The following is a 22157-nucleotide window of genomic DNA, read 5'->3' as shown; positions in this document are numbered from 1 at the left end:
TCCTAGAAGAAGGTGCGGACGAAATCGGTGACGGTGCCGTCGGCCTCCACCACCGGGATCAGCGGCCACTTCTCGAAGATGGTGCACGGGTGGGACATCCCGAGCGCCACCCAGTCGCCCACCTGCACGTCGTCGGCGGACGAGGTCTCCAGCCAGGCGTGCTGGTCGGACAGCTTGACCACCCGCACGCCGGTGGCGGGGCGCTCCTCGCCGGTGAGTTCGTCCCGGACCAGCTCCGCCTCGGGGAGACCGAGGTCGTACGCGATGTCGCGCTTGCCGGCGTTGACGAAGGCCTGGGTGGGGGAGGGCCGGGAGACGACCTGGGTCCACAGCCGGAACGCGGGCCGCAGCCCGCCCTCCTCGGGGTGCCGGTTGAAGGGGGTCAGGCCCTTGTACCAGCCGTGGTCGTGGGAGACGTACGCCCCGGAGCGCAGCAGCCTCAGCACGGGGCGGGAGAGCTCCGGGATCTCGGCGAACACGTCGGCGACGGCGTCGAACCAGGAGGAGCCGCCCGCGCTGACGACGATCTCCTCCAGGTCGGGGTCGAAGAGGCCGGCCTTGTCGAACTCGACGGCGAGTGCGGTGAGCCGGCGCAGGTAGGCGTGCACGCGCTCGGGGTCGGCGTCGGGGACCTCGGCCTCGTAGCCGCCCATGCCCACGAGGCGCAGGGTGCGGGTGGCGGCGACGGCGTCGGCGACGGCGCGGCAGTCGTTGTCGCTGCGGGCCCCGGTGCGGGCGCCCTCGCCGGCACCGAGCTCGACGACGACGTCGATACGGGCCGGCGCGTCGCGCAGGGCCCGGTCCATGAGGTGGACCCCGCGCACGGAGTCGACGTAGCAGACGAAGCGGAAGTCGGGGTCGCTGGCGAGCTCGCCGGCGACCCAGCGCAGGGCGGCGGCGTCGACGAGCTCGTTGGCGAGGAAGATCCGCTGGATGCCGAAAGCGCGGTAGACGCGGGCCTGGTGCGGGACGGCGGCGGTGATGCCCCATGCGCCGTGGTCGAGCTGACGGCGGAACAACTGCGGGGACATGCAGGTCTTGCCGTGCGGCGCGAACGCGAGGCCGTGCCGGGCGGCGTAGGTGCCGAGGGCGGTGAGGTTGTGCTCCAGCGCCTCGGCGTCGAGGGTGAGCACGGGGGTGGTGAACCCGCCGGTGTGGATCCCGCGGCGCTGCTGCGCGAGCTGCCCCACGGTGAGGCCGGCCGCCTGGGCGTCCGGGGGGAGGCCCTTGAACCGGTGGTCGACCGGCTCGTCGGCGAGCTGCTTGACGGGGTCGCTGTCCATGCGGGGGCCTCCCGGGGGGTGCTGGGGGTTGCACGTGCTGCAACGGTCGTTGCGTGTACCGCTGCACGCTGTCTAACATCCCGGGTGACGACGGGTCAACGCACCACCACCCGGGGGTCCGTGCCCCGACCCCGCTCCTCAATCGCGGAGGGGCTTGCCCTCGGGGCGGACCAGCGGTACTTGGCGGACGGCAGGGGGCAAGTCCAGCCCCTCCGGCGTACGCGGCTCGGGGTCCGTGGGCGGAACCCCCGGGCCGGACGGGAAGGGGAGGGGCGAGGGATGAGCCAGTCCGTGGAGCGGGCGCTCGCGGTGCTGCCGCTGCTCGCGAAGGGCCCGGCCGGCCTGGCACCGGTGGCGGACGCACTCGGCGTGCACAAGAGCACCGCCCTCCGCCTCCTGCGCACCCTGCACGCGCACGGCCTCGTCCACCGCCAGGCCGACGGCCGCTACCGCCTCGGCGCGCAGCTCTTCGCCCTGGCCGCCGAGGCCCTCGAGAACATCGACGTCCGGGACATCGCGCACCCCCACCTCGTCGAGCTGAACCAGGCCACCGGCCACACCGTGCACCTCGCCCTCCACCAGGACGACGAGGTCGTGTACGTCGACAAGGTCGACAGCCGCTACCCGGTCCGCATGTACTCCCGCATAGGCCGGCCCGTGCCCCTCACCGTCGCCGCCGTCGCGAAGCTGCTCCTCGCCGACCTCCCCGAAGCCGAGCGCCGCGCCCTCGCCGGGCGGATCGAGTACCCCCGCTACACCGCCCGCTCGACCCCGGACGCCGAGGCGTTCCTCCGCGAGCTGGACCTCGTACGGGAACAGGGCTGGGCCACCGACCTCGGCGGGCACGAGGAGTCCCTCAACTGCCTCGGCGCACCCGTGCACGGGCCGGACGGGCGGGTCGTGGCCGCGCTGTCCGTGTCGGCGCCCAACGTGGTGACCGGCGCCGAAGGCCTGCTGGAACTGCTGCCGCTCGTGCTCCGTACCGCGGGAGCCATCAGCCGGGACTACTCAGGAGACTCAGGAGAGACCGCATGACGGACAGGACCGAGAAGGTCGGGATCACGCCCGCCACCCACACCACCCCGCCCGCGAGGTTCTCGCACGGCGTCCGCAAGGGCAACATCCTCCAGGTCGCCGGCCAGGTCGGCTTCCTCCCGCACGTGGACGGGCAGCCGCCCACCCCCGCCGGGCCCACGCTGCGTGAGCAGACGCTCCAGACGCTGGAGAACGTCCGGTCCGTGCTGGAGGCCGGCGGTGCGGGCTGGGACGACGTGATGATGATCCGCGTCTACCTCACCGACACCGCGCACTTCGCCGAGATGAACGGCATCTACGACGCGTACTTCGAGGAGCAGGGCCTGGGGGAGGCCCCCGCCGCCCGCACCACGGTGTACGTGGGCCTGCCGGCCGGGCTGCTCGTCGAGATCGACGCCCTCGCCGTCCTGGGCTGAGCAGAAGGACGCAGACGGGGCGCCCCCCTGGCGGTGGGGCGCCCCGTCGTTCAGCGGGTCAGCGGGTCAGCCGGTCAGCCGGTCAGGCGGTGCAGTACTGCGCCTCCTTGCCGATCGAGCGGTACATGCAGTCCGCGTTCTCCAGGAGCTGGAGCACCGCGTCCTTGTTGCGCGCGGTCTCGCGGTCGATGACCTCGTCCGGCGGGTAGAAGCCGCCGCCCCCGCTCTCCGGGTACATCTCGAAGGTGTAGGCGAAGATCTTCTGGTTGCCCCACAGCCAGTCGTCGATGGTCCCGTCCGTGATGTACAGGTCGCTCGACTGCTCCGGCGTGTAGCCGTTGCTCGCCGCCATGCTCGTGCCGATCTTCTTGTAGACGGCGAGGTCGTCGGCGGTCAGCCCGGGGGCGGTGTCGTTGTAGGTCCAGCCGAAGGGCCACAGCACCAGTTCGCTGTACGTGTGGAAGTCGATCGCGGCCTTGATCTGCTGCTTGCCGCCGACCACGCGGCTGCGCACGAAGTCCGCGACCACCTTCACCTCGGGCGCCGATTCCGCCGCCGAGCCGCGGTAGGTCTCCGAGCCCTTGCTGCCGCTGGAGCCGCCGCAGCAGCCCCACTTGTAGTTCCAGTTGCGGTTCTCGTCCGTGCCGACGCTCGAGGATCCGGAGTTGGGCTGGCGGTTCTTGCGCCAGGAGCGGTAGGAGCCGGTGGCGATGTCGTACTCGCCGCCGTCCGGGTTGAGGTCCGGGACGATCCAGATCTCGCGGCCGTTGACCGCGTTCGTGACGCGGGCGTCGGTCCCGTACTTCGAGCCGAACTCGTTCAGGAGGTACAGGGCCATCTCGACGGTGAGGTGCTCGCGGGCGTGCTGGTGGGCCGTGAACAGGACCTCGGGCTCGGCCTCGTCCGTCGCGACGTTGTCGCTGATCTTGATGGCGATGATGTCGCGCCCCTGGTACGACTTCCCGATCACCTGCTTGCTCATGATCGAGGGGTACTGGGCGATGCGCTGGTTGATCTCGGCCGTCGCCTCGGCGTAGTTGTGGTACTTCGAGTCGGCGGACGGGAAGTCCATCGGGCTCGCCGCGATCCCGGGCAGGGCGCGGTCCGGGGGTCCGGGCAGCGGCTCCAGCTCGTAGCCGAGCGCGCGCAGCTTCTTCGCCTGCAGGGTGTCGGCGCTGACGACGACCGAGCGGGCGTCGACCTCGTCGATGGAGACGCCGGTGCGCAGCAGGGCCGTGCGCTCGGCCGGGGTGGCCGGGCCCTTGATCTCGTACTGGACGATCGCCTCGTCCTGGGTGGCGGTGGACGGGGTGGGCGGTGGTGACGCCGTCGCGCTCATGCCGTAGGCGGGTGCGCCCAGCGCGAGCGCCAGCAGGGCCGCCGTGACGGCGGCCCTCCGGCGGGTGTGGAGCCGCATGCGTTCTCCTGGGTGGGGAGTGTGGGGGTAGCCGTGCGGATGCCGCACAGCGTGCTCTCGTGGCATGTCACGGTCAAGGACCGCATGTCTCGAATCGGCCACGCGGCCAACCCCCACACCTACCGCCTACGGGAGGGCGTGGACCTTCGGACCCACCGAGTCCGACCAAGCACCACCCGCCTTGGCGTCCCAGTTCGTCGACCAGGTCATCGCCCCGCGCAGCCCCGGGTAGGTCTTCGACGGCTTGAAGGATCCGCAGTTCACGCCCCTGGCCAGGCAGTCCAGGGCGTTGTTCACGACGGTCGGGGAGACGTAGCCGCTGCCCGCGCCGCTGGGGGAGGCGGGGACGCCGATGCCCACCTGGGAGGGGTCGAGGCCGCCCTCCAGCTGGATGCAGGCGAGCGCGGTGAGGAAGTCCACCGAGCCCTGCGAGTAGACCTTGCCGTCGCAGCCGTTCATCGAGCCGCTGTTGTAGTACTGCATGTTGACGACGGTGAGGATGTCCTTGATGTTCAGCGCGGTCTTGAAGTAGCCGCCCTGCGTGGACTGCATGTCGATGGTCTGCGGGGCCATGGTGATGACCAGCGAGGAGCCGGCCTTCGCGGACAGGGAGCGCAGCGCCTGCGTCATGTAGGTCGGGTTGAGGCCGTTCTCCAGGTCGATGTCGATGCCGCTGAAGCCGTACTCCTGCATCAGCGCGTACGCCGAGTTCGCGAGGTTGTTCGCGGAGGCGGAGTCGTTGACCGAAATGGTGCCCTTCTCGCCGCCGATGGAGAGGATGACCGACTTGCCGGCCGCCTTCTTCGCGGCGATGTCCGCCTTGAACTGGGCCACGGTGTAGCCGCCGAGGCCGGCCGAGTCGAGGTTGAAGGCGATGGCGCCGGGCGTGGCCGTGGCGTCGGCGAAGGAGACGGCGATGATGTCGTACTGCGCGGAGACGTCGGAGATCTTCTGGACGGTCGCCCCGTTGTTGAAGTTCTGCCAGTAGCCGGTCAGCGCGTGCTTGGGCACGGCCGGGTTGGGGTTCGGGTTCCCGCCGCCGGTCGTGGTGCCGGTCACCGGGGCCGACTTGGGGCCCTCGCCCGCGGCGTTGTAGGCGCTCACCTGGAAGGAGTACGAGGTCGACGCGGCCAGCCCCGTGATCTGGGCCGAGGCCCCGGACACCGTCTTGACCCGGACGCCGTCCTGATACACGTAATAGCCGGAGGCTCCGCTGACCGCGCCCCACGAAAGGGTGAGCCCGTCGGCCGTCTGGCCTGAAACGGCGGTCCCTGCCGGGGCGCCGGGGACGGACGGACCGGGGTCGGTGCCGCCGCCCCCGTCCGGGCCGAAGACGCTGAACTCGTCCACGAAGTAGGCCGGCTGGCCGTACCAGCCGTGGGTGTAGACCGTGACCTGGGTGGTGTTCGGGCCGGTGGTGAAGGTGGTGGAGAGCTTCTGCCAGCCGGCGCCCGAGCCGGGGGTCCAGGTGGACACGTCCTGCGTGCCGGTGCCGGTCGCGCCGAGGTACACGTAACTGCCCTGGACCTGCGTGCTGAGCGTGTACGTCGAGTTCGGCTTGACCGTGACGGTCTGGCTGCAGCGGGCGTTGTCCTGGCCCGCCGGGGTGGCCTTGAGGGCGCCCGCCCCGGTGTGGACCGGCGAGGAGACGGAGGCGCCGCTTCCGCCGGAGCAGGACCAGTTGGCGAGGCCGGACTCGAAGCCTCCGTTGCGGGCGACGTTGACGTCCGCGGCTTGCGCCGTACCGGTCGCGAGGGCGGTGAGGCCGCCGGCGGCGAGTACGGCTGTCATGGGCAGGACGAGGGAACGTATGCGGTTCACGTGGGCTCCGTGGGGGGAGTGAAGGGATGTCAGGGTGAGTGGGGCACCCCGCTCACAAGTTGGTCCAGACCAATCCTCGTGTCAATAGTCTTTGCGAAGTGGCCTGAAGTGATCGCTCGTCCGATCCCTGTTGTCCGGGTTTCCGGTCACCTGTGACACGTGCTGTCGGTACGGGAATTACCAAGGCCCTGCCCCGCCGGGGGTGGCGCGGATAAGGTGCTGGTTCCAGGGGGATGCGCATCGCACGTTTGCGGTCGCGCAGGGGTGATGACCGGGCGAGCACCGGGTGAGTACGGGGTGAACGGGGGGATTCGCGTGCCGACCGCCATTGCTGTCACCAGCGCCGACCTGGTACTTCCGGCCCCCGACCGGCACACGCCCGGAGCCGCCGTGCTCCACCCGCCCGGCCGGCTCGACCTCGACGGCGCACTCGCCGAGACCAGCGGGCTCCTGGAACGCCACGGCCACCTGGTGGCCGTCGTACCGCCCTGGCTGCCCGCCACGACCGTCCAGCGGCTGCACACCGTACGGGCCGTCCTGGAAACCGACCGGATCGCGCTCCTGCCCGTCGACCTGCCGCCGCTGGGCACCGCCCTGCTGGTCCGTCAGCTGCGCCAGCTCACCGTCTGCGACTTCAGCCCCGGAGTCATAGCCTCCGCGGCCCGCCTCCTGTCGCACTACATCTACGCGGGTGCGCTGCTGGGCTCGGTCGCCAAACTCGACCGGATCCCGGTCGGCCTCAAGGCGCACGCCCGCTCGTGGTCCCCGAGCGCGCAGTTCGCCGTACTGGCCCACCCCAAGCCGCACCTGGCCAGGCTCGGGGCGCACCAGGGCGGGGCCAAGGCCGGGGCCAAGGGTGCGGCGGCCGGCGCAGTGATCCCTCCCGGCCCCGAATTCGCCACGCACCTCACCTTCGCCCGCGGCCAGCTCGCCTCCGACTGGGTCGCGGCCGAACTCGCCCCGGCCTGGCGGGTGCAGGGCGTACTGGAGAACCCGCTGCCGGCGCAGTCGCCCGGCTACTGGTGCACCGCGAAACTCGTCGAATTCGCCGCGGGCATCCCGGACCTGTCCGTGCTCTACCAGCTCGTCGCCTCCGTCCGCCGGGAGCAGTGCCGCTGGTGCGGGCTCGAACTCATCGGAGACCGCTGCGGCTTCTGCTCGGCACCGCTGGCGGCACCGCCGCCCCAGGCCGCGGCGAGCACGGCGGCCCGTTCCAGACCCTGACCGACCGACACCTACGAACGAACGAAGAACGGCGAGGTAGTCAGCCACATGAACTCACGCCAGCGCCGCGGCGTCATCCTGCTGGTCCTGTCGGTCCTGTGCGCCTTGGCCGCCTTCGCCGGAGTCCTGGTGGTGATCGGCGACGTCAACTCCAAGGTGGGGGCGGAGGTCGTCGCCTACCGCGCCAAGGGCGACATACCCCCGTACAGCCCGCTCACGGCCGGGCAGTTCGAGGAAGTGAAGATCCCCAAGCGCTGGCTGTCCGACACCGCCGTCACCGACCTCGGCGCCCTCAAGGACAAGATCGCGCTCACCGCCCTGAAGAAGGGCTCGCTGCTCCAGGGCGACATGTTCGTCGACAAGCCGCAGCTCCAGCCCGGTGAGCAGGAGATCGCCATCATGATCGACGCGGCGACGGGCGTGGCGGGCAAGATCACCCCGGGCGCCAAGGTCAACATCCTGGGCACCTTCAAGGGCAAGAAGCCCACCGACCCCGACGTGTCCCTGGTCATGGTGGCCAACGCCCGCGTCATCAACGTCGGCCGGCTCACGCCCCTGGAGAAGGACGGCGACAAGAAGGGCCCCGCCGAGGCCGTCCCGATCACCTTCGCCCTGAACACCAAGGACACCCAGCGCGTCGCCTACGCCGAGTCCTTCGCGGAGCACGTACGCCTCGCCCTGGTGGCCCCCGGCACCGACTCGGCGGTCAACCCCGGCGACCGCATGTACACCCTCGAAGGGGACAAGTGAGGCCCGGATGACCACCCGAATCCTCCCCGCGGTCGCCGACCCGGACGCCGCGCGCGCCATCGTGACGCTGCTCAGCCAGCTGCCGTCCGCCGAACCCGCCGCTCCGGTCCCCGACTCCACGACCCTCCTCGACACCCTGGCCCGCCTCGCCGTCGACTCCGTCGACGAACTCCCCGAGGTCGTCCTGGTCCACGAGCGCATCGGGCCCGTGCCCGCGCTGGAGCTCATCCGCGAAGTCGCACTCCGCTTCCCCGCGGTGGGCGTCGTCCTGGTCTCCTCCGACGCCGGCCCCGGCCTCTTCTCGGCCGCGATGGACTCCGGAGCGCGCGGCCTGATCGGCCTGCCGCTCTCGTACGAGGAACTCGCGGCCCGGGTGCAGGCCGCGGCCCAGTGGTCCGTGGGCGTACGCCGCCACCTGGGCGGCCGGGGCGCGGGCGCGGACGTCCCCACCGGCCCCGGCGGCCGGGTCGTCACCGTCACCGGGGCCAAGGGCGGCGTGGGCACCACCTTCACCGCGGTCCAGTTCGCCCTGGCGGCGGCCGCGGCGGGGCGGCGTACGGCCCTGGTCGACCTGGACCTCCAGGCCGGCGACGTCGGCTCGTACCTCGACGTGCAGTTCCGCCGCTCGGTCGCCGACCTCGCCGGGATCCAGGACATCTCGCCCCGGGTCCTCCAGGACGCCGTGTACGAGGACCGCACCGGCCTGGCCCTGCTGCTGGCCCCGGCGGAGGGCGAGCGCGGCGAGGAGGTCGACGAACGGGCGGCCCGCCACGTCGTGGGCGCGCTGCGGGCCCGCTACGAGCTGGTCGTCATCGACTGCGGCACCCAGGTGACGGGCGCGAACGCGGCCGCGGTGGAGATGGCGGACGTGGCGGTGCTGGTCACGACACCGGACGTGGTCGCGGTGCGGGCGGCGAAGCGCATGGTCCGGATGTGGGAGCGGCTCCAGGTGCGGAAGGCGGAGGACACGGCGATGGTGGTCAACCGCTGGAGCAAGCACACCGAGATCCAGCCCGCCCTGATCGAGAAGATCACCAAGACCCGGGCGACCAGGACCCCGGTCCCGGCGGCCTTCAAGGAACTGCAGGCGGTGGTCGACGCGGGGCGGGTGCAGGACCTGGACAACCGCTCGACGGTGAAGCAGGCGCTGTGGGCGCTGGCGGGGGAGCTGGGCTTGCTGGCGGCGCCGGACGGTGCTGGTGCTGCTTCCGGCTCGGGTCCGGGTGCCGGGCCGGGCGCGGCGGTGGCGGTCCGGTCCTCGGGCCCGGTGGCCCGGCTGCGGCGCGGGCGGGAGGGCTGAGGGATGCCGTCGCGGAGATCCCGCCGGGGGGACCGGGGCCAGGTCGCGATCGAGTTCGTCGGCATGGTCCCGCTGATCCTGCTGATTGTGGCGGCGGTGTGGGAGTGCGTGCTGATCGGGTACGCGTTCTCGCTGGCGGGGAACGCGGCGGACGAGGCGGCGCGGGCGGGGGCGGTGAAGGGGGACGCGGCCTGCGACACGGCGGCGCGGAAGCACATCGGAGAGGCGTGGAACCTCAAGGTGACCTGCCGGGAGTCCGGTGACATCTACCGGGTGAAGGTCACCCTTGCCATCCCGGTCTTCTATCCGGGACTCAACTTCGGCGGCATCGACGGTACGGGCGGCGCGGCGATGGAGAAGGAGTGACGTGAACCAATTCCGGAACCGAAACTGGCGCTCCGACCGTGGTCAAGTGGCCCTGGAGTACATCGGATTCGTCCCGATCCTGCTGTTCGTCGCGCTGTGCGGGATCCAGCTGGGTTGGGTCGCGTACGTCCACGAGCAGGCGGACACCGCCGCCCGTACGGCGGCACGCGTGGAGGCCCGCAACGGCAGCGGTGGGGAGGCCGCGGGGGTGGCGGCCGTCAGGGAAGGGATCGGCGTGAAGGTCGAGGTGTCCAAGAACGCCGACGCGGTCACCGCCGTCGCCACCATCCACATCAACACCATCGTGCCGGGCCTCGACCTCAAGGAAGCCCGGGCCACGGCGATCATGCCCAACGACGACCCGAAGGGCACCCGACCATGAGCCTGCGTTCCCGGGTCAACACCCCCGACGACCGCCACAGCCCCCGCGAGGACGGCCGGCTGGTCTCCTCCTACCGGGCGAAGCTGCTGGAGGAGATCGACCTCGCCGAGATGTCCGCGCTCGCGCCCGCCGAGCGCCGGGCGCGGCTGGAACGCGTACTCGGGCACATCATCAGCCGCGAGGGGCCGGTCCTCTCCACCGTCGAGCGCGCCCAGCTGATCCGCCGGGTCGTCGACGAGGCCCTCGGCCTCGGCGTGCTCGAACCGCTCCTCGAAGACGCCTCGATCTCCGAGATCATGGTCAACGGGCCCGATCAGATCTTCGTGGAGCGCGCAGGCCGGGTCGAGCAGCTCCCCATTCGGTTCGCCTCGCACGACCAACTGATGCAGACCATCGAGCGCATCGTCTCCACGGTCAACCGCCGTGTGGACGAGGCCAACCCGATGGTCGACGCCCGCCTGCCCAGCGGCGAACGCGTCAACGTCATCATCCCCCCACTGTCCCTCACGGGCGCCACCCTCACCATCCGGCGCTTCCCGCGGGCCTTCACCCTGCACGAGATGATCGCCCTCGGGTCGCTGGACGAGCAGATGCTGCTCCTGCTGTCGGGCCTGGTCGCATCGAAGATGAACGTGATCGTCTCCGGCGCCACCGGCACCGGGAAGACCACCCTCCTCAACGCCCTCTCCGGCCTGATCCCGGAGGGCGAGCGCATCATCACCATCGAGGACTCCGCCGAGCTCCAGCTCCAGCAGGCGCACGTCATCCGCCTCGAATCCCGCCCGCCGAACGTGGAGGGCAAGGGGCAGATCACCATCCGCGACCTCGTACGGAACTCCCTGCGCATGCGCCCCGACCGCATCATCGTCGGCGAGGTCCGAGGCGGCGAGACCCTCGACATGCTCCAGGCGATGTCCACCGGCCACGACGGCTCACTGGCGACGGTCCACGCCAACAGCAGCGCCGACGCCCTGACGCGTCTCCAGACCCTCGCCTCCATGTCGGAGGTGGAGATCCCCTTCGAGGCGCTCCAGGACCAGATCAACAGCGCCGTGAACGTCATCGTCCAGCTGACGCGCTTCGGCGACGGCTCGCGCCGCATCACCGAGATCTCGATCCTCGAATCGCACGGCCGTGAACCCTTCCGGATCACCACGGTCTGCCGGTTCGCAGCTCAACCCATGGGGCCGGACGGACGTGTGCACGGCTACTTCGAGTACTACCCGCTGCCGCGGCGCATCGCGGAACGGCTCTACATGAACAACCAGCCCATCCCGCAGGCCTTCGGGGTCGCACTGCCGGACGACCCGCTCACCACGCCGCACATCACACGGACCGCCCTGTGAACCCACTCATCCTCCTCACCCTCGGCGCCACGCTGCTGGCCTGCGTCTTCGTGATCCTGGGCCTCCAGGCATACGCAGCCGGCCGCGCCCAGCGGGCCGCCCTGATCGAACGCCTCTCCGCGAGCGGTGCCCCGGAGCCCATGGGCCGGCGCCGCCGGTTCCCCGGGGTGGACCGTCGGCTGCGCAAGACCACGCTCGGGCGCCGTATCGAGCTGAAGCTGGCGACCACCGGCCTGGATCTCACGCCGGGCGAGTTCTTCGTCTACATGCTCGGCTCGATCGCGGGCGTCTGGCTCATCGCGGCCGCGCTGCTGGCTCCCTTCTTCGGGCCGGTGGCGGGTGCGATCGGCATCTGGGCGGCGAACGCGTTCCTGAACTGGCAGCGGAGCCGTCGTACGGAGCGGTTCATCAACCAGCTCCCGGACCTGGCCCGCATCCTCGCCAACGCGACGCAGGCCGGGCTGGCCCTGCGTACGGCCATCGGGATCGCGGCGGAGGAGCTGGAGGCCCCGGCTGGTGAGGAACTGGCGCGCGTGGCGAACCGCCTCGCGGTGGGCCACTCCATCGAGGACTCCCTGGGCGAGCTGACGGACCGACTTCCCTCTCGTGAGCTGGTCGTCTTGGTCTCGACGCTCGTCCTGTCGGCCCGTGCGGGCGGCGCGATCGTGGACAGCCTGCGGAACCTGACGGTGACGCTGGAGCAGAGGAAGGAGACGCGTCGCGAGATCCGCACGCAGCTCTCCCAGGTGACGGTGACGGCGTACCTGGTACCGGCGATCGGACTCGGCTCGCTGCTGCTGGTGGACATGATGATGCCGGGCGCGCTGGACCGGATGACGGGGGCGTTCATCGGGCAGACGGCGGTCCTGATCTCGCTGGGTCTGTTCACCCTCGGCTTCCTCCTCATCCGCCGCCTTTCGAAGATCGACGTGTGAGGGGCGGACGTGATCGCACTGATCCTGGCTCTGGCGGTGGCCCTCTCCGTCCTCGGAGCCTTCCATGGCATCCGCCTCTACCGAGCCGAGGTGAAGCTCCCGACGGACCTCGCGCTGGCCCTGGAGGTGGGTGCCACCCGTACGACGGCGGTGGGATCGCTGGTGGACCGCATGGGCATCCGCTGGGCTCCGACGGTCCTGAGGGCGATGGGACCGAACCGGGTGGCGAGCAAGCGCCGCCAGATCGACATGGCGGGCAACCCGGCCGGCCTGACGATCGACCGCTACGCGGCGCGGCGTGCAGTGTACGGCTTCCTGGGGGCGCTGGGCGCCTTCTCGATGCTGATCAATGGGCAGTTGGTTCTTGCCTTGCTCATGGTGGCCTTCGGGCTGTTCTGGATGGAGGTCGGCCTGTGGTCGGCGATCCGGATCCGCCGAGACCACATCGAGCGCACGCTGCCGGACTTCCTGGACGTACTCGCCGTGGTGGTCAGTGCGGGGCTCGGCTTCCGGCAGGCGCTGGACCGGGTGGCGGACAAGTACGAGGGCCCGTGGGCGGACGAAATCCGCATCACGCTGCAGCAGATGGACATGGGGGTCAGCCGTCGGCAGGCCTTCGATGAGCTGAGGCGGCGCAATGACAGCGAACAGGTCGCGCAGTTCGTGACGGCCCTCCAGCAGGGCGAGGAGCTTGGTTCCCCGATCGTGGACACGCTGATCGCCATTGCGGAGGACATGCGGCGTACGGATGCCCAGAACGCCCGCAGGCGCGCGGCCAAGGCCGTTCCGAAGGCGACGTTTGCGGTGACCATGTTCATGCTGCCGGGGACGCTGATCCTGCTGGTGTGCGGTTTCGTCTACGGCGCGAACGTCGACTTCGACGCACTGTTCGGAGGTGGCTGAGCCGTGGCACGACTGAGCGTGCTGATTGCCGACGACGACCCGGTCATCAGGGCGGGCCTGGCGGCCATTCTGTCCAAGGCTGAGGACATCGAGGTGATAGCCGAGGCCGCGGACGGCCGTGAGGCGCTGAGCCTGGCGCGCCGGCACGCGCCGGACGTGATCCTGCTGGATGTCCGCATGCCGGGCGTGGACGGAATCTCCGCGCTGCCGCACCTGGTGCAGTTGGCTCCTGTGCTGATGACGACTTACAGCCAAGTGGCCGAAATCATCCGGGAGGCCCTGCTGTTGGGGGCCGGCGGCTACCTCGTACACGGAGAGTTCACCACCGATGAGCTGCTGCGCGCGGTTCGAGACGTGTCCGTGGGCCGCCCGCACTTCACCCCGACGGCTGCGAGCGCGTTGCTCGCCGAGCTACGGGCCTCTTCGCATCCGCAACGAGATGTGTCACAGTCTACTGAGCGACTGAACAACTCTGTTGTCTTCGGGCTGAGTTCGCGGGAGGAGGAGGTCATGGATCTGATCGCGTCCGGAATGAACAACCAGCAGATCGCCTCCGCCTGCTTCATCAGCGAGAAGACGGTCAAGAACCACATCAACCGGATCTTCGCGAAGCTCCAGAGTGCAACGCGGAGCGAGGCGATAGCCCGGTGGCTGGGAACCGCTCGTCCAGGAGTGTCCGGTCATGAATAGACAGAGTGCGCAGTGGGTCCGTAATTGGGTCCCGGGACCCTTGGTTACGAGAGGTAACTCGCCGTACCGTCCGCGAACCAGCAGCGGTATCGGCCCGGGAGGGAACCCCCATGTTGAAGAACACCCTGGCGAGGATGCAGAAGCGGTACGCGGGCGCGGCCGCGAGGGATCGCGGCCAGACGGCCTTCGAGTACCTGGGGATCATCCTGGTGGTGGTGGTGATCATCGGGGCGATCGTTGGCACGGGAATCGGGCAGGACATCACGAACAAGATCAAGTCACAGGTTGCGAGCATCACCGCCGGCAAGTGATTGCAGGCAAATCCCGCGACCGAGGGCAGGCCTTCCCCATCTATGTCGTCGTGGTGGCAGGTCTGCTCTTCGCTGCGTTGGCGTTCTTTGCCGTCGGGCAGGCTTCGGTGGTTCGCAGTGACGCACAAGGAGCTGCGGACGCTGCGGCACTGGCGGCGGCTGGTGATGCTCGGGACCATCTCGTGCCCGGGGTTGATCTGCTCGTACTCAAGCCAGAGGACTGGAAGAAGGTCCTTGAGGGTGATCTGCTGTATGCAGGTGGGGCCTGCGGTGCAGCCCGTGACTTCGCCACCAGGAACGGTGCGACGGCCGATTGCGAGCCGGATCTGCCGCGATTCAAGGTGGCTGTGACAACGACAAGAACGGTCGGCGACTCTGTCGTTCCTGGAGCTGCCGGCCGGCCGGGTACGGCCAATGCCGCGGCAGTCATCGAAGCGCGCTGCCATCTTAGGGCCGTGGTTGCCGAACCCACGCCGTCGCCGTCATCGTCGCCGTCCCCCGGAGGCGAGGAGAAGCCCGCCGCGGTCGAGATCAAATGCAAGGGCGGCGAGGTCATCAAGTTCGATCCTGCGAAGCCGGAGTCCTGGAGCACGTTGGCGAGGAAACTCTTCGCCGTGCGACTGGTCGCCTGAAAACGAACGAGGGAATGAGGAAGCGGCGTAGATGAGCATGCGGCACATGGCGAAGGTCCAAGGGGGAGCGGCCGTGGCGGTTGCGGCGGTATTGACCCTCACTTTGTCCGGATGCGTTGGTGGGGACGACAGTAAGAAGCCCACGTCCGAGTCGAAGCCTCAGGCGTCCCAGGCTCAGCCTGGCAGCACACCCAGCAACGCTCCGGATAAAGCGCCCACCCCAACCCAGACTCTCGCGACAGCGAACGGGGAGAGCGGCATGGTTCTGACGATCAATTCGGCAGCCCGTGAAGCCGGGGGCTTCCTGACGGTGAGCGGTCAGCTCAAGAACACGGGAGCAGCGGCGTTCGTGAACACTACGGCCTGGCGGGGTAACGAACTCACCTCGAGCGGTACGTCCGTTGCCGGCGTCACGCTGATCGACAAGGCAGGCAAGAAGCGCTACTACGTCCTGCGGGACACTGACGGCAGGTGCCTGTGCACGACGGGCGTGTCGACCATCGAGGCCGGTCAGAGCGTTGCGTTCTTCGCTCAGTTCCCCGCACCTCCTGCCACCACCGCCGAGGTCGACTTCACGCTCCCCACCTTCGCCACGGCGACCATCAAAATCTCCGGGTGACCCAATGACAAAAAGCCACCGCACTGCCGCAGCCACGGCTGTCGTCGGTCTTGTGATCGCTGGGGCACATTTCGTCGGGGCGACAAGCGCCCACGCCGACGGAGTAAAGCCCTCGGTTCCCCCCGGCACGGAGCCATCCGCATCCGTCCCCGTCCCCATCGACTCCAACGCCCCCGGGCTCAAGATGCCCCAAGGCGGCACCCTCGCGCCCGTCAAGGTGCTTGACATCGCCGAGGTCGTAGAAGACCTCGGCGGAGAAGAGCGGCGTCAGGAGACGAACCAGACCGTCATGATGGCGCTGCAGTCCGAGGTCCTCTTCCCCGAGAACAGCGCCGTCTTCAACGCTCAGGCCGCCGCCCGCATCCAGGCCATCGGGCAGGAGATCAACACCCAGAAGGCCACCCGCATCCGCGTCTTCGGCTTCACCGACGACCAGGGCAGCTACGAACACGGCAAGGAGCTCTCCAAGCAGCGCGCCGACGCCGTTCAAGCAGAGCTCGCCAAAACCGTCACCAACCCCAGCGTCGTCTTCGACGTCCGCGGCTACAGCGAGGACTACCCCATCGCCGACAACAGCACCGAGGAAGGCCGCAAGAAGAACCGCCGAGTCGAGATCACCTTCCCGCGCGGAGCAGGCGGCTAGGGCTGGGGCCGGGCCGCAGACCAGGCGCGGCAGGCCGGGCCCCGGCGGTCGTCGAGTGGCCGCCGAGGCCGATCCCTGGCCGTGGGCGGGTTATGGCAGCAGTGCCGGGGAGCCGCCGGAGGCAGTACGTGGTACGAAGACCGAAAACATGCCGAGGTTCAGCGTTCCGGTCGACTTCACTGCCGGGCCGTGCCCATCCGCAGGCTGAACGGTCAGGGTCCACTCGTACCCGCCGCCGAACAGACGCCTTCCGTTCTGGTCCTTGCCGTCCCAGGCGACGTCGATCACTCCTCGCGTCTCTCCGCCACTACGCACCACGGTGGAGATGCCGTTGGCAGTGTTGCGCACCGTCAGCTTCCACGACGCGGCAGGCTTCGACAGCCACCAGCGGGTGTTCCCGCTCGTGGAACTGTTGGGCGTCACAGTGGGAGGGATCGCCTGGTCGATGACGCTCAGCGGGGAGTTCTTGCCGGTGACGCCGATGATGCGGACCTTGTCGTCCTTGTCGATGCGGGCGATCCGCCCGCCGAAACGGTCGACCGTCCACCCGTTCGCTTCCTCGTAGTCCTCGTACTCGCGCACGGCGCTGCCGGAGCGCAGGTTGTAGATCGCCAGCCCGTTCCGGTCCCTGCGTGCGACGTACCCGTCTCCGAGTTTGGCGGCGGCGCGTTCCTCCTGGAAGGGAAGGGGGATCAGCTTCCCGGTGGGCGCGTGGTAGGCCGCGTAGGTGTAGCCCGCCTTTTGGGAGCACGCGGCGTAGAACCAGTCGCCGGCGACCTGGAGCTCGTAGGGCCGGCAGCCCGTGTGGAGATCGATCCGCCGGACGACCTGCCCCGTACGGAGATCGGTCGCCGCGATCACGCCGGTGTCACCCTCGGGCTGCCAGAGCAAGGCGCCCCACAAAGAGACTCCGCTGATTGCCACGGGGATGTCGCCGAGGACTTTGCCGGTGTCGAGATCGGCCACGAAGTCGTTGCGAGTGGGGTCACCGCTTGCCGAGAACAGCAGGTACCGGCCCGATGCGGCCTTGGCGGTGGGGTATTTCAGTGCAGCGGTTGCCGTACGCAGGGGCAAGGTGCGGCGACTGCCGCCGGGGCGGGAGTCCTGTACGTACACCTCACCCTGACAGCCGTTGCAGGATTCGGGCGTCACGCCGACGATGCGTCCGTCACCGGTTGGAAGGCTGGGGTAGTAGTACGACCTGACGCGATCGCAGATCGGATCGTGGTAGCCACCACAGCTCCAGGTGGGCGTCTGGGTGATGGCTGCCGGACCGGACACCGAAGTCCGGTACAGCTGAGTGGTGTTGTCCCAGTGGTCGGTCTGGCCGAGCGTCAGCTCTCCGTGCGTCAGCGCAGGCCGGTATCGCCGGACCGGCAGGGACGGGAGCGATTCGAGTTCCTTGGCCACAGGGATGCCCTGTGCGTTCAGCGTGATGCTCTGGATGCCCCAGTGGTACCGGTCGGGGCCGCCGACGGCGTACAGGGTGCCATTGGTCCCGATCACGAACGGGTCGCGAGCCAGGGCCGGCAGGACGATGCGGGGCGTCCCACCGGAGAGAGGGACTGCCACGAGCTGCATGTTGCCGCCCTCGGCGAGGAACAGCCAGTCGCCCATCTGGTGAACCTGGTGCAGAGCTCCGGGGGCGGTGACGGTTCGGGTCTGGGCGGTGCCCGTTCTGGCCGTCAGCGTCACCTTGCTGCTGCCGTACGGGGCGAGGACGATCCACTTCTCACCGAGGCCGACGGAAAGGAGATCATCCGCACTGCCGACGCCGGACGGCAGGGGGATGGTGCGCATCGCCGCCGTGGTGAAGTCGACCAGGCCGACCCGCCGGCCTGCCGGGGTCGTGTACTCGACCAGGGCGCCGAGTGCGTCAACGGCCTTCACCCTGAGCGGTCCGGTGATCTGCTCGGGCGTCGCGACGAGGGTGTCCTTGCGCGGCTCGTTCGCGCGGCCCATCAAGTGCAGAGCGAGAGTTCCGTCCGCGCGCTTCTCCGTGGCCAGTGCCTGGGTGGCGGAGAAAGCGGCTACCCACGTCCTGTTGGTCTGCGCGGGAAGCGCCTCGATCGCGCCGGTCGCGAAGTCGTGGATGACCAGGGCTTCCTGGCTGCCGGGCCCGTTGAAGTCCGAACAGGCCACCGAGTCACCGAGAGGGTAGGTCCACCCCCGCAGGTTGCCGTCACACCGTGATTCGCGGACCTCCCTGCCGTCCTTGAGGCTTCGCCAGTAGATGTTCTCGTTCACCTTCGGCTGCATCTGCAGCCCGGTGCCGGCCGCAACGAGGTAGCGCTCCGGAGGCGCAATGCTCGGTACGGCGGCGAGGGTGGCCTCACCCCCCGGCGCGGCAGTGGTCGTGGCCGACGTGGCACCCGGAGAGCCGATGGCCAGGACCAGGGTGAGCGCAGCGACGCTGAGCACACGTGATCGCTTCATGAGGTCCCCACCCCTTGTTCGAGCGCAAGGGGGACCCGCAGGGATCGCTGCCGCATGCGCGAAGTGAGCGGATCCTAACAAGGCGCCGGAGGGGAGCCCCACCCGGAGCCGCGCGCCCTCACCCGTCGGCTGCCTGGGCCGGAGAGGCCAGCTGACTTGTCAGTGCCGTGTGCCAGGCTGGTGAGGTCCCCAGGTGAGTACCTGTACGGAGGTGCCCAGTGAGCAGCACGAAGACCGACGGAACGTTCGACCTCACGTCATTCGAGCCGGAAGTACTCGACGAGGCCGGCCCTGGCGCCGCGCTCGGACGGGTGCGGATCACCAAGGCCTTTCAGGGCGGCCTGGTCGGCACCAGCACCGTGCACATGCTGTCGGTGACGGACACCGAGGGCGGCCCGGCCTCCTATGTCGCCGTGGAGCGGTTCACGGGCGCGCTCGACGGCCGCAAGGGCTCCTTCGTCCTCCAGCACAGCGCGCCCGGCAGTCGGGGCGAGCGGCTCGCGATCCGCGTGGTCCGGGGAACGGGCTCCGGTGACCTCGCGGGGATCACGGGTGGGCTGGAGATAGCCGTTGCCGAGGACGGCAGCCACAGCTATGTGTTCGAGTACGCGCTGGGCTGAGCCGTGGCGGTCCGAGTCAGTCGGCCAGCAGGTGGTCGGCCTTGCCGGCCTTGATGTCGCGGATCAGTTGGCGGAGGGCGTCCTTGGTGTCGGTGAGGTACGTGTCCTCCTGGCCGGCGAGGGCGATGTAGCTGTTGCCGTCTCCGTCGACCCCGATCCGGTAGCAGTTGTTGCCCTCCGCGCAGTACGGCTCTTCCCATGCGACGTCCGGCATGCGTGACTCCTCAGAGTTCGCGGGCGATGGTGTGGATGAGGTCTCTGGAGGCCTGCGTGTCGAGCGTATGCTCGTCCATCCAGTTCATGTGAGCGTTGTACTTGGCTAGTTGGTCGGGATCATGACTGAACTCCGGGCCGTGGGCCGAGTCCAGCTGGACGGTGTCCAGTTGCGGTACCTGTCCATGCGCGTACATCACGGCGTGGCCCGCTCCGGGGAACTCCCCGACCGCAACGGGCAGGACGCGCAAGGTGATGTGGTCCCGCTCCGACATGACGCACAAGTGCTCCAACTGCTCGCGCGTCGCGCGGCGGCCGCCGAACTGCATGCGCAGGGCCAGTTCGTGGACGTACCCCGTGTACGGCACCGGGGCGTCCCGTTCGAGGATCCGCTGCCGCTGCATGCGGTGGGCGAGCCGTAGCTCCACCTCCGACGTGGGCAGAGCCGGGATGGCCGAGCTGAACACGGCTCGGGCGTACCCGCTCAGGTGCAGGAGTCCGGGCAGGTGCACCGTCTGCACCGTCCGCAGGCGGGTGGCGTGCCACTCCAGTTCCGCCACGTCGAGCAACCCCTGCGGCAGTGAACCCCGGTACTGCTCCCACCAGCCGCGTGTCCGGTGGCCGGCCATCTCTGCAAGGGCGTCGATGTAACGCTCGTCAGTGCAGGCGTAGTTGCCGGCCAGCAGGCGTACGCGTTCGGGTGAGGTGGCCCGGGTGCCCGCCTCCATGTTGGAGACCTTCGTCCGGTCCAGGCCCAGCAGGCGACCGGCGTGGTCGGTCGTCGCGTTTGCGGCCGTCCGCATCTTGCGCAGCTCGGCACCGAGGCGCTGTTGCCGAACGGTGGGCGTCGCTCTGGTTGGCATGCGGGCCAGTGTGCCGCGCGGAGACACTGACGGTCCATTGGGGAGGCAATTGCCCAGATGTAGTGACACTAGAACCCCTTCCTGTCCTACAGTGGGTGACGCACCGCTCACGTACGGCGAGTTGAAGCGCATCCCCACGCATGCCCGGGGGACGAGCCACGGTCGCCGCGTTGCCGCCTGCGTACGGACACACGTGAGCCCTCGTGCGCGTCGAGCTTCCGAAGCCAATCCGTCCTTGGAAACTGACGACTTGGGAGCCGAAGATGCTCACCCCGTACCCGCAGCCGTACACCTCCCCCTCCGCCTGCCCCGGCGCCCCCGACTCCGGGCCCGTTCCCGATGCGGCGGAGCTCTCGTGCAGCATGACCCTGCCCGCCTCCCCCCGCTCCGCGGGCATCGCCCGGCAGGCCGTGCGGGCCGCGCTGCGGGCGTACGCGCTCGAGCCCCTCGAACCGACCGCCGTGCAGGCCGCGTCCGAACTCCTCGGCTCCGCCTGGCGGATGGACCCGTACGGGGAGCTGTACCTCTCCGTCCGCTACCGCGACGACGCCCTCCGCGTCATCGTCTACGACGGGCACCCCGCGCACGCCCACCCCCGCCTCGCCGCGCTCTGCGAGGCCCGCCGCCGCTCCACCCTCCGGGTGTTCTCGGCGCTCGTGCGCGACCACGGCGGCGACTGGGGGCTCGGCCCCTCACGGGAGCCCGGCGGGGGGACCCGTACCTGGGCCACGTTGCCGAATCGGCCGTATCGGCCGCCGAACGGGTGACGGAAGATCGTTTCTCCGGTCAACGCGGCGTGGCGGTGCGCCACCCTGGTGCGATGCGCCTCCGTCACTGCATCGCCGCCGCTCTCACCACCGCCGCCCTCGTCGTCACCCTGCCCGCGGCCGCAGGCGCAGCCACCGGTACGTTCGGCTACATCTCGCCCGAGTCCGGGGACCTCGACATCATCTCCCCGGCCAACGGGGAGTGCCGGCTCCTCCTCCAGGGCGCGACCAGCGCGCTCAACGGCACCAACGCGACGGCCGTCCTCTACTCCGACCGCGGCTGCGAGGAGCCGCTGGCCAGGATGGCCCCCGGCGAGGCGCGCGAGTTCGCCGGGCGCATCCCGCACAGCGTGATGTTCGGCTAGCGCGTACGCCCGCCGCGTGCATGCGAAGAGGCCGCCCGCGTGATGCGGGCGGCCTCGGTGCATTCGGGATCCGGTGTCTGGTTATCGCCGGTCGGTCATTCCGGCGGGCTCATTTCCGAATTCCGAGAATTGGCCTTGGCCGGCCGGAATTCGTTACTGGCACAGGACGTCGACGGAGCTGATGCGGTCGTTGTGCTCGAGGGCGATGTTGCCCTGCCACCAGCGCCCGTAGGTCGTCAGGTAACCGGTCCAGTCGGTGTTGTAGTAGACGGCCACCGGGCCGCCGCCGCGGTTCCACACGGAGCTGGCGCGGTTGTCGAAGGCCGACGGGACCTTGTTCTTCCAGCAGGAGGGGACCACCCAGAGGATGCCCTCGCCGTTGGAGTTCTGGAAGAAGCAGGTCTGGCCGTCCTGGCAGTTGTTCCAGGCCAGGATCCCGACGTCGGATCCGGTGATGCGGTAGAGGCCCGGCTCGCCGGCGATCGGAGTGATCTTGCCTTCCGCGGCGGGCGCGGGCGCGGTCGCGGCCGTGGCGCCGCCGCCCGTCGCGACGAGACCGGACACGGCGAGGGTGAGAGCGGCCAGGCCGCCCAGGAGTGCACGCTTCACTGGTATTTCCCCGTTTCCATTTCCGTGGTCCGCTCGGAGAATTCCCCGGCGGCGGAAATGAAGTAGAGCAGGGGCGCGAAAAAGGATCCAGCGCGGTCCACCTCGGTCCAATGGCCAATCAGGGCCCATTGGGGCCGGATTCCGTGGCGGCTCCAGCGGAATTCCAGGGACGCAGGGATTCCGCGGACGAACGCGCTGATCGGGAACACGA

Annotated in this window: 26 protein-coding genes; 18 read left to right on the top strand and 8 right to left on the bottom strand. The window is 69.6% G+C overall.

Annotated elements, in window-relative coordinates; translation table 11 throughout:
* Window positions 1-2: 2 nt before the first annotated feature.
* Window positions 3-1283 (bottom strand): amino acid deaminase, encoded by a 1281-nt coding sequence (locus tag ACIGFK_RS06200; protein ID WP_376657499.1) that lies wholly within the window; start codon window positions 1281-1283, stop codon window positions 3-5.
* 279 nt (window positions 1284-1562) lie between these two features.
* On the opposite strand from ACIGFK_RS06200, the gene ACIGFK_RS06195 reads away from it, so the two are divergent.
* A complete protein-coding gene (locus ACIGFK_RS06195) occupies window positions 1563-2318 on the top strand; it encodes an IclR family transcriptional regulator (RefSeq protein WP_376657500.1) in 756 nt (251 codons plus the stop codon).
* Window positions 2315-2734: a RidA family protein gene (locus tag ACIGFK_RS06190; RefSeq protein WP_376657501.1), complete on the top strand. Its 420-nt coding sequence runs from the start codon at window positions 2315-2317 to the stop codon at window positions 2732-2734. Before ACIGFK_RS06195 ends, ACIGFK_RS06190 begins: the two co-directional genes overlap by 4 nt.
* Window positions 2735-2816: 82 nt before the next feature.
* Here the strand turns inward: ACIGFK_RS06190 and ACIGFK_RS06185 are convergent, their stop codons facing one another.
* Both ACIGFK_RS06185 and ACIGFK_RS06180 read right to left on the bottom strand, forming a co-directional pair.
* Window positions 2817-4151: a M14 family metallopeptidase gene (locus ACIGFK_RS06185; RefSeq protein WP_376657502.1), complete on the bottom strand. Its 1335-nt coding sequence runs from the start codon at window positions 4149-4151 to the stop codon at window positions 2817-2819.
* Window positions 4152-4277: 126 nt separating this feature from the next.
* Entirely contained in the window at window positions 4278-5942 is a 1665-nt protein-coding gene (locus ACIGFK_RS06180; RefSeq protein WP_386469528.1) for a chitinase, read from the bottom strand.
* A gap of 297 nt (window positions 5943-6239) precedes the next feature.
* Between ACIGFK_RS06180 and ACIGFK_RS06175 the strand changes: the two genes are divergently transcribed.
* The 13 genes from ACIGFK_RS06175 to ACIGFK_RS06115 all read left to right on the top strand — a co-directional run bounded on the left by ACIGFK_RS06175 (window position 6240) and on the right by ACIGFK_RS06115 (window position 16073).
* Window positions 6240-7196: a hypothetical protein gene (locus tag ACIGFK_RS06175; RefSeq protein ID WP_400050744.1), complete on the top strand. Its 957-nt coding sequence runs from the start codon at window positions 6240-6242 to the stop codon at window positions 7194-7196.
* A 48-nt stretch (window positions 7197-7244) separates the two neighbouring features.
* Window positions 7245-7946: a Flp pilus assembly protein CpaB gene (cpaB, locus tag ACIGFK_RS06170; protein ID WP_400050742.1), complete on the top strand. Its 702-nt coding sequence runs from the start codon at window positions 7245-7247 to the stop codon at window positions 7944-7946.
* Between the two features lie 7 nt (window positions 7947-7953).
* A complete protein-coding gene (locus tag ACIGFK_RS06165) occupies window positions 7954-9246 on the top strand; it encodes a CpaE family protein (protein ID WP_386469502.1) in 1293 nt (430 codons plus the stop codon).
* 3 nt (window positions 9247-9249) lie between these two features.
* Window positions 9250-9612 carry a TadE/TadG family type IV pilus assembly protein gene (locus ACIGFK_RS06160; RefSeq protein ID WP_386469499.1) on the top strand — a complete coding sequence of 121 codons (363 nt, stop codon included), beginning with the start codon at window positions 9250-9252 and terminating at the stop codon, window positions 9610-9612.
* Window positions 9613-9658: 46 nt separating this feature from the next.
* Entirely contained in the window at window positions 9659-9994 is a 336-nt protein-coding gene (locus ACIGFK_RS06155; RefSeq protein WP_386469496.1) for a TadE/TadG family type IV pilus assembly protein, read from the top strand.
* Window positions 9991-11340: a CpaF family protein gene (locus ACIGFK_RS06150; RefSeq protein ID WP_386469493.1), complete on the top strand. Its 1350-nt coding sequence runs from the start codon at window positions 9991-9993 to the stop codon at window positions 11338-11340. Before ACIGFK_RS06155 ends, ACIGFK_RS06150 begins: the two co-directional genes overlap by 4 nt.
* Window positions 11337-12275, top strand: a complete 939-nt coding sequence (locus ACIGFK_RS06145; protein WP_386469490.1) for a type II secretion system F family protein — start codon at window positions 11337-11339, stop codon at window positions 12273-12275. Before ACIGFK_RS06150 ends, ACIGFK_RS06145 begins: the two co-directional genes overlap by 4 nt.
* A gap of 12 nt (window positions 12276-12287) precedes the next feature.
* Window positions 12288-13178, top strand: coding sequence for a DUF5936 domain-containing protein (locus tag ACIGFK_RS06140; RefSeq protein WP_386469523.1), 891 nt, complete (start codon window positions 12288-12290; stop codon window positions 13176-13178).
* Window positions 13179-13181: 3 nt separating this feature from the next.
* The gene (locus ACIGFK_RS06135; protein WP_400050739.1) at window positions 13182-13868 is read left to right on the top strand and encodes a response regulator; all 687 of its coding nucleotides are present in this window, start codon (window positions 13182-13184) and stop codon (window positions 13866-13868) included.
* 110 nt (window positions 13869-13978) lie between these two features.
* Window positions 13979-14179, top strand: coding sequence for a hypothetical protein (locus ACIGFK_RS06130; protein WP_400050737.1), 201 nt, complete (start codon window positions 13979-13981; stop codon window positions 14177-14179).
* A complete protein-coding gene (locus tag ACIGFK_RS06125) occupies window positions 14176-14811 on the top strand; it encodes a pilus assembly protein TadG-related protein (RefSeq protein WP_400050735.1) in 636 nt (211 codons plus the stop codon). Before ACIGFK_RS06130 ends, ACIGFK_RS06125 begins: the two co-directional genes overlap by 4 nt.
* 259 nt (window positions 14812-15070) lie before the next feature.
* Entirely contained in the window at window positions 15071-15430 is a 360-nt protein-coding gene (locus tag ACIGFK_RS06120) for a hypothetical protein (RefSeq protein WP_400050734.1), read from the top strand.
* Window positions 15431-15434: 4 nt separating this feature from the next.
* Window positions 15435-16073 carry an OmpA family protein gene (locus ACIGFK_RS06115; RefSeq protein WP_400050732.1) on the top strand — a complete coding sequence of 213 codons (639 nt, stop codon included), beginning with the start codon at window positions 15435-15437 and terminating at the stop codon, window positions 16071-16073.
* 90 nt (window positions 16074-16163) lie between these two features.
* On the opposite strand, the gene ACIGFK_RS06110 is transcribed toward ACIGFK_RS06115, so the two are convergent.
* Window positions 16164-18611 carry a hypothetical protein gene (locus ACIGFK_RS06110; protein ID WP_400050731.1) on the bottom strand — a complete coding sequence of 816 codons (2448 nt, stop codon included), beginning with the start codon at window positions 18609-18611 and terminating at the stop codon, window positions 16164-16166.
* Window positions 18612-18727: 116 nt separating this feature from the next.
* On the opposite strand from ACIGFK_RS06110, the gene ACIGFK_RS06105 reads away from it, so the two are divergent.
* Window positions 18728-19129: a DUF3224 domain-containing protein gene (locus ACIGFK_RS06105; RefSeq protein ID WP_400050730.1), complete on the top strand. Its 402-nt coding sequence runs from the start codon at window positions 18728-18730 to the stop codon at window positions 19127-19129.
* Window positions 19130-19145: 16 nt separating this feature from the next.
* On the opposite strand, the gene ACIGFK_RS06100 is transcribed toward ACIGFK_RS06105, so the two are convergent.
* The gene (locus ACIGFK_RS06100; RefSeq protein WP_376657517.1) at window positions 19146-19343 is read right to left on the bottom strand and encodes a hypothetical protein; all 198 of its coding nucleotides are present in this window, start codon (window positions 19341-19343) and stop codon (window positions 19146-19148) included.
* Between the two features lie 10 nt (window positions 19344-19353).
* The gene (locus ACIGFK_RS06095; RefSeq protein WP_376657518.1) at window positions 19354-20205 is read right to left on the bottom strand and encodes a helix-turn-helix domain-containing protein; all 852 of its coding nucleotides are present in this window, start codon (window positions 20203-20205) and stop codon (window positions 19354-19356) included.
* Window positions 20206-20468: 263 nt separating this feature from the next.
* Between ACIGFK_RS06095 and ACIGFK_RS06090 the strand changes: the two genes are divergently transcribed.
* Window positions 20469-20972 (top strand): ATP-binding protein, encoded by a 504-nt coding sequence (locus tag ACIGFK_RS06090; protein ID WP_386469465.1) that lies wholly within the window; start codon window positions 20469-20471, stop codon window positions 20970-20972.
* A 53-nt stretch (window positions 20973-21025) separates the two neighbouring features.
* The gene (locus ACIGFK_RS06085; protein ID WP_376657520.1) at window positions 21026-21337 is read left to right on the top strand and encodes a hypothetical protein; all 312 of its coding nucleotides are present in this window, start codon (window positions 21026-21028) and stop codon (window positions 21335-21337) included.
* A gap of 153 nt (window positions 21338-21490) precedes the next feature.
* Here ACIGFK_RS06085 and ACIGFK_RS06080 read toward each other — a convergent pair whose 3' ends face one another.
* Together ACIGFK_RS06080 and ACIGFK_RS06075 are read right to left on the bottom strand one after the other, a co-directional pair.
* The gene (locus tag ACIGFK_RS06080; RefSeq protein ID WP_400050727.1) at window positions 21491-21946 is read right to left on the bottom strand and encodes a peptidase inhibitor family I36 protein; all 456 of its coding nucleotides are present in this window, start codon (window positions 21944-21946) and stop codon (window positions 21491-21493) included.
* Complete coding sequence (locus tag ACIGFK_RS06075; protein ID WP_376657522.1) at window positions 21943-22155, bottom strand: hypothetical protein; 213 nt, start codon at window positions 22153-22155, stop codon at window positions 21943-21945. The genes ACIGFK_RS06080 and ACIGFK_RS06075 overlap by 4 nt, the downstream gene beginning before the upstream one ends.
* Window positions 22156-22157: the final 2 nt, after the last annotated feature.

Origin of the sequence: Streptomyces sp. NPDC085524 (assembly GCF_044541755.1) — a bacterium.
GTDB lineage: Bacteria > Actinomycetota > Actinomycetes > Streptomycetales > Streptomycetaceae > Streptomyces.
This window is presented reverse-complemented; position numbering and strand designations above follow the sequence as displayed.

Excerpts from the sequence above, each read along its gene's own strand:
- ACIGFK_RS06200 (WP_376657499.1), bottom strand. The coding sequence starts at position 1,283 with ATGGACAGCGACCCCGTCAAGCAGCTCGCCGACGAGCCGGTCGACCAC.
- ACIGFK_RS06195 (WP_376657500.1), top strand. The coding sequence starts at position 1,563 with ATGAGCCAGTCCGTGGAGCGGGCGCTCGCGGTGCTGCCGCTGCTCGCG.
- ACIGFK_RS06190 (WP_376657501.1), top strand. The coding sequence starts at position 2,315 with ATGACGGACAGGACCGAGAAGGTCGGGATCACGCCCGCCACCCACACC.
- ACIGFK_RS06185 (WP_376657502.1), bottom strand. The coding sequence starts at position 4,151 with ATGCGGCTCCACACCCGCCGGAGGGCCGCCGTCACGGCGGCCCTGCTG.
- ACIGFK_RS06180 (WP_386469528.1), bottom strand. The coding sequence starts at position 5,942 with ATGACAGCCGTACTCGCCGCCGGCGGCCTCACCGCCCTCGCGACCGGT.
- ACIGFK_RS06175 (WP_400050744.1), top strand. The coding sequence starts at position 6,240 with ATGACCGGGCGAGCACCGGGTGAGTACGGGGTGAACGGGGGGATTCGC.
- cpaB (WP_400050742.1), top strand. The coding sequence starts at position 7,245 with ATGAACTCACGCCAGCGCCGCGGCGTCATCCTGCTGGTCCTGTCGGTC.
- ACIGFK_RS06165 (WP_386469502.1), top strand. The coding sequence starts at position 7,954 with ATGACCACCCGAATCCTCCCCGCGGTCGCCGACCCGGACGCCGCGCGC.
- ACIGFK_RS06160 (WP_386469499.1), top strand. The coding sequence starts at position 9,250 with ATGCCGTCGCGGAGATCCCGCCGGGGGGACCGGGGCCAGGTCGCGATC.
- ACIGFK_RS06150 (WP_386469493.1), top strand. The coding sequence starts at position 9,991 with ATGAGCCTGCGTTCCCGGGTCAACACCCCCGACGACCGCCACAGCCCC.
- ACIGFK_RS06130 (WP_400050737.1), top strand. The coding sequence starts at position 13,979 with ATGTTGAAGAACACCCTGGCGAGGATGCAGAAGCGGTACGCGGGCGCG.
- ACIGFK_RS06120 (WP_400050734.1), top strand. The coding sequence starts at position 15,071 with ATGGTTCTGACGATCAATTCGGCAGCCCGTGAAGCCGGGGGCTTCCTG.
- ACIGFK_RS06115 (WP_400050732.1), top strand. The coding sequence starts at position 15,435 with ATGACAAAAAGCCACCGCACTGCCGCAGCCACGGCTGTCGTCGGTCTT.
- ACIGFK_RS06100 (WP_376657517.1), bottom strand. The coding sequence starts at position 19,343 with ATGCCGGACGTCGCATGGGAAGAGCCGTACTGCGCGGAGGGCAACAAC.
- ACIGFK_RS06095 (WP_376657518.1), bottom strand. The coding sequence starts at position 20,205 with ATGCCAACCAGAGCGACGCCCACCGTTCGGCAACAGCGCCTCGGTGCC.
- ACIGFK_RS06090 (WP_386469465.1), top strand. The coding sequence starts at position 20,469 with ATGCTCACCCCGTACCCGCAGCCGTACACCTCCCCCTCCGCCTGCCCC.
- ACIGFK_RS06085 (WP_376657520.1), top strand. The coding sequence starts at position 21,026 with ATGCGCCTCCGTCACTGCATCGCCGCCGCTCTCACCACCGCCGCCCTC.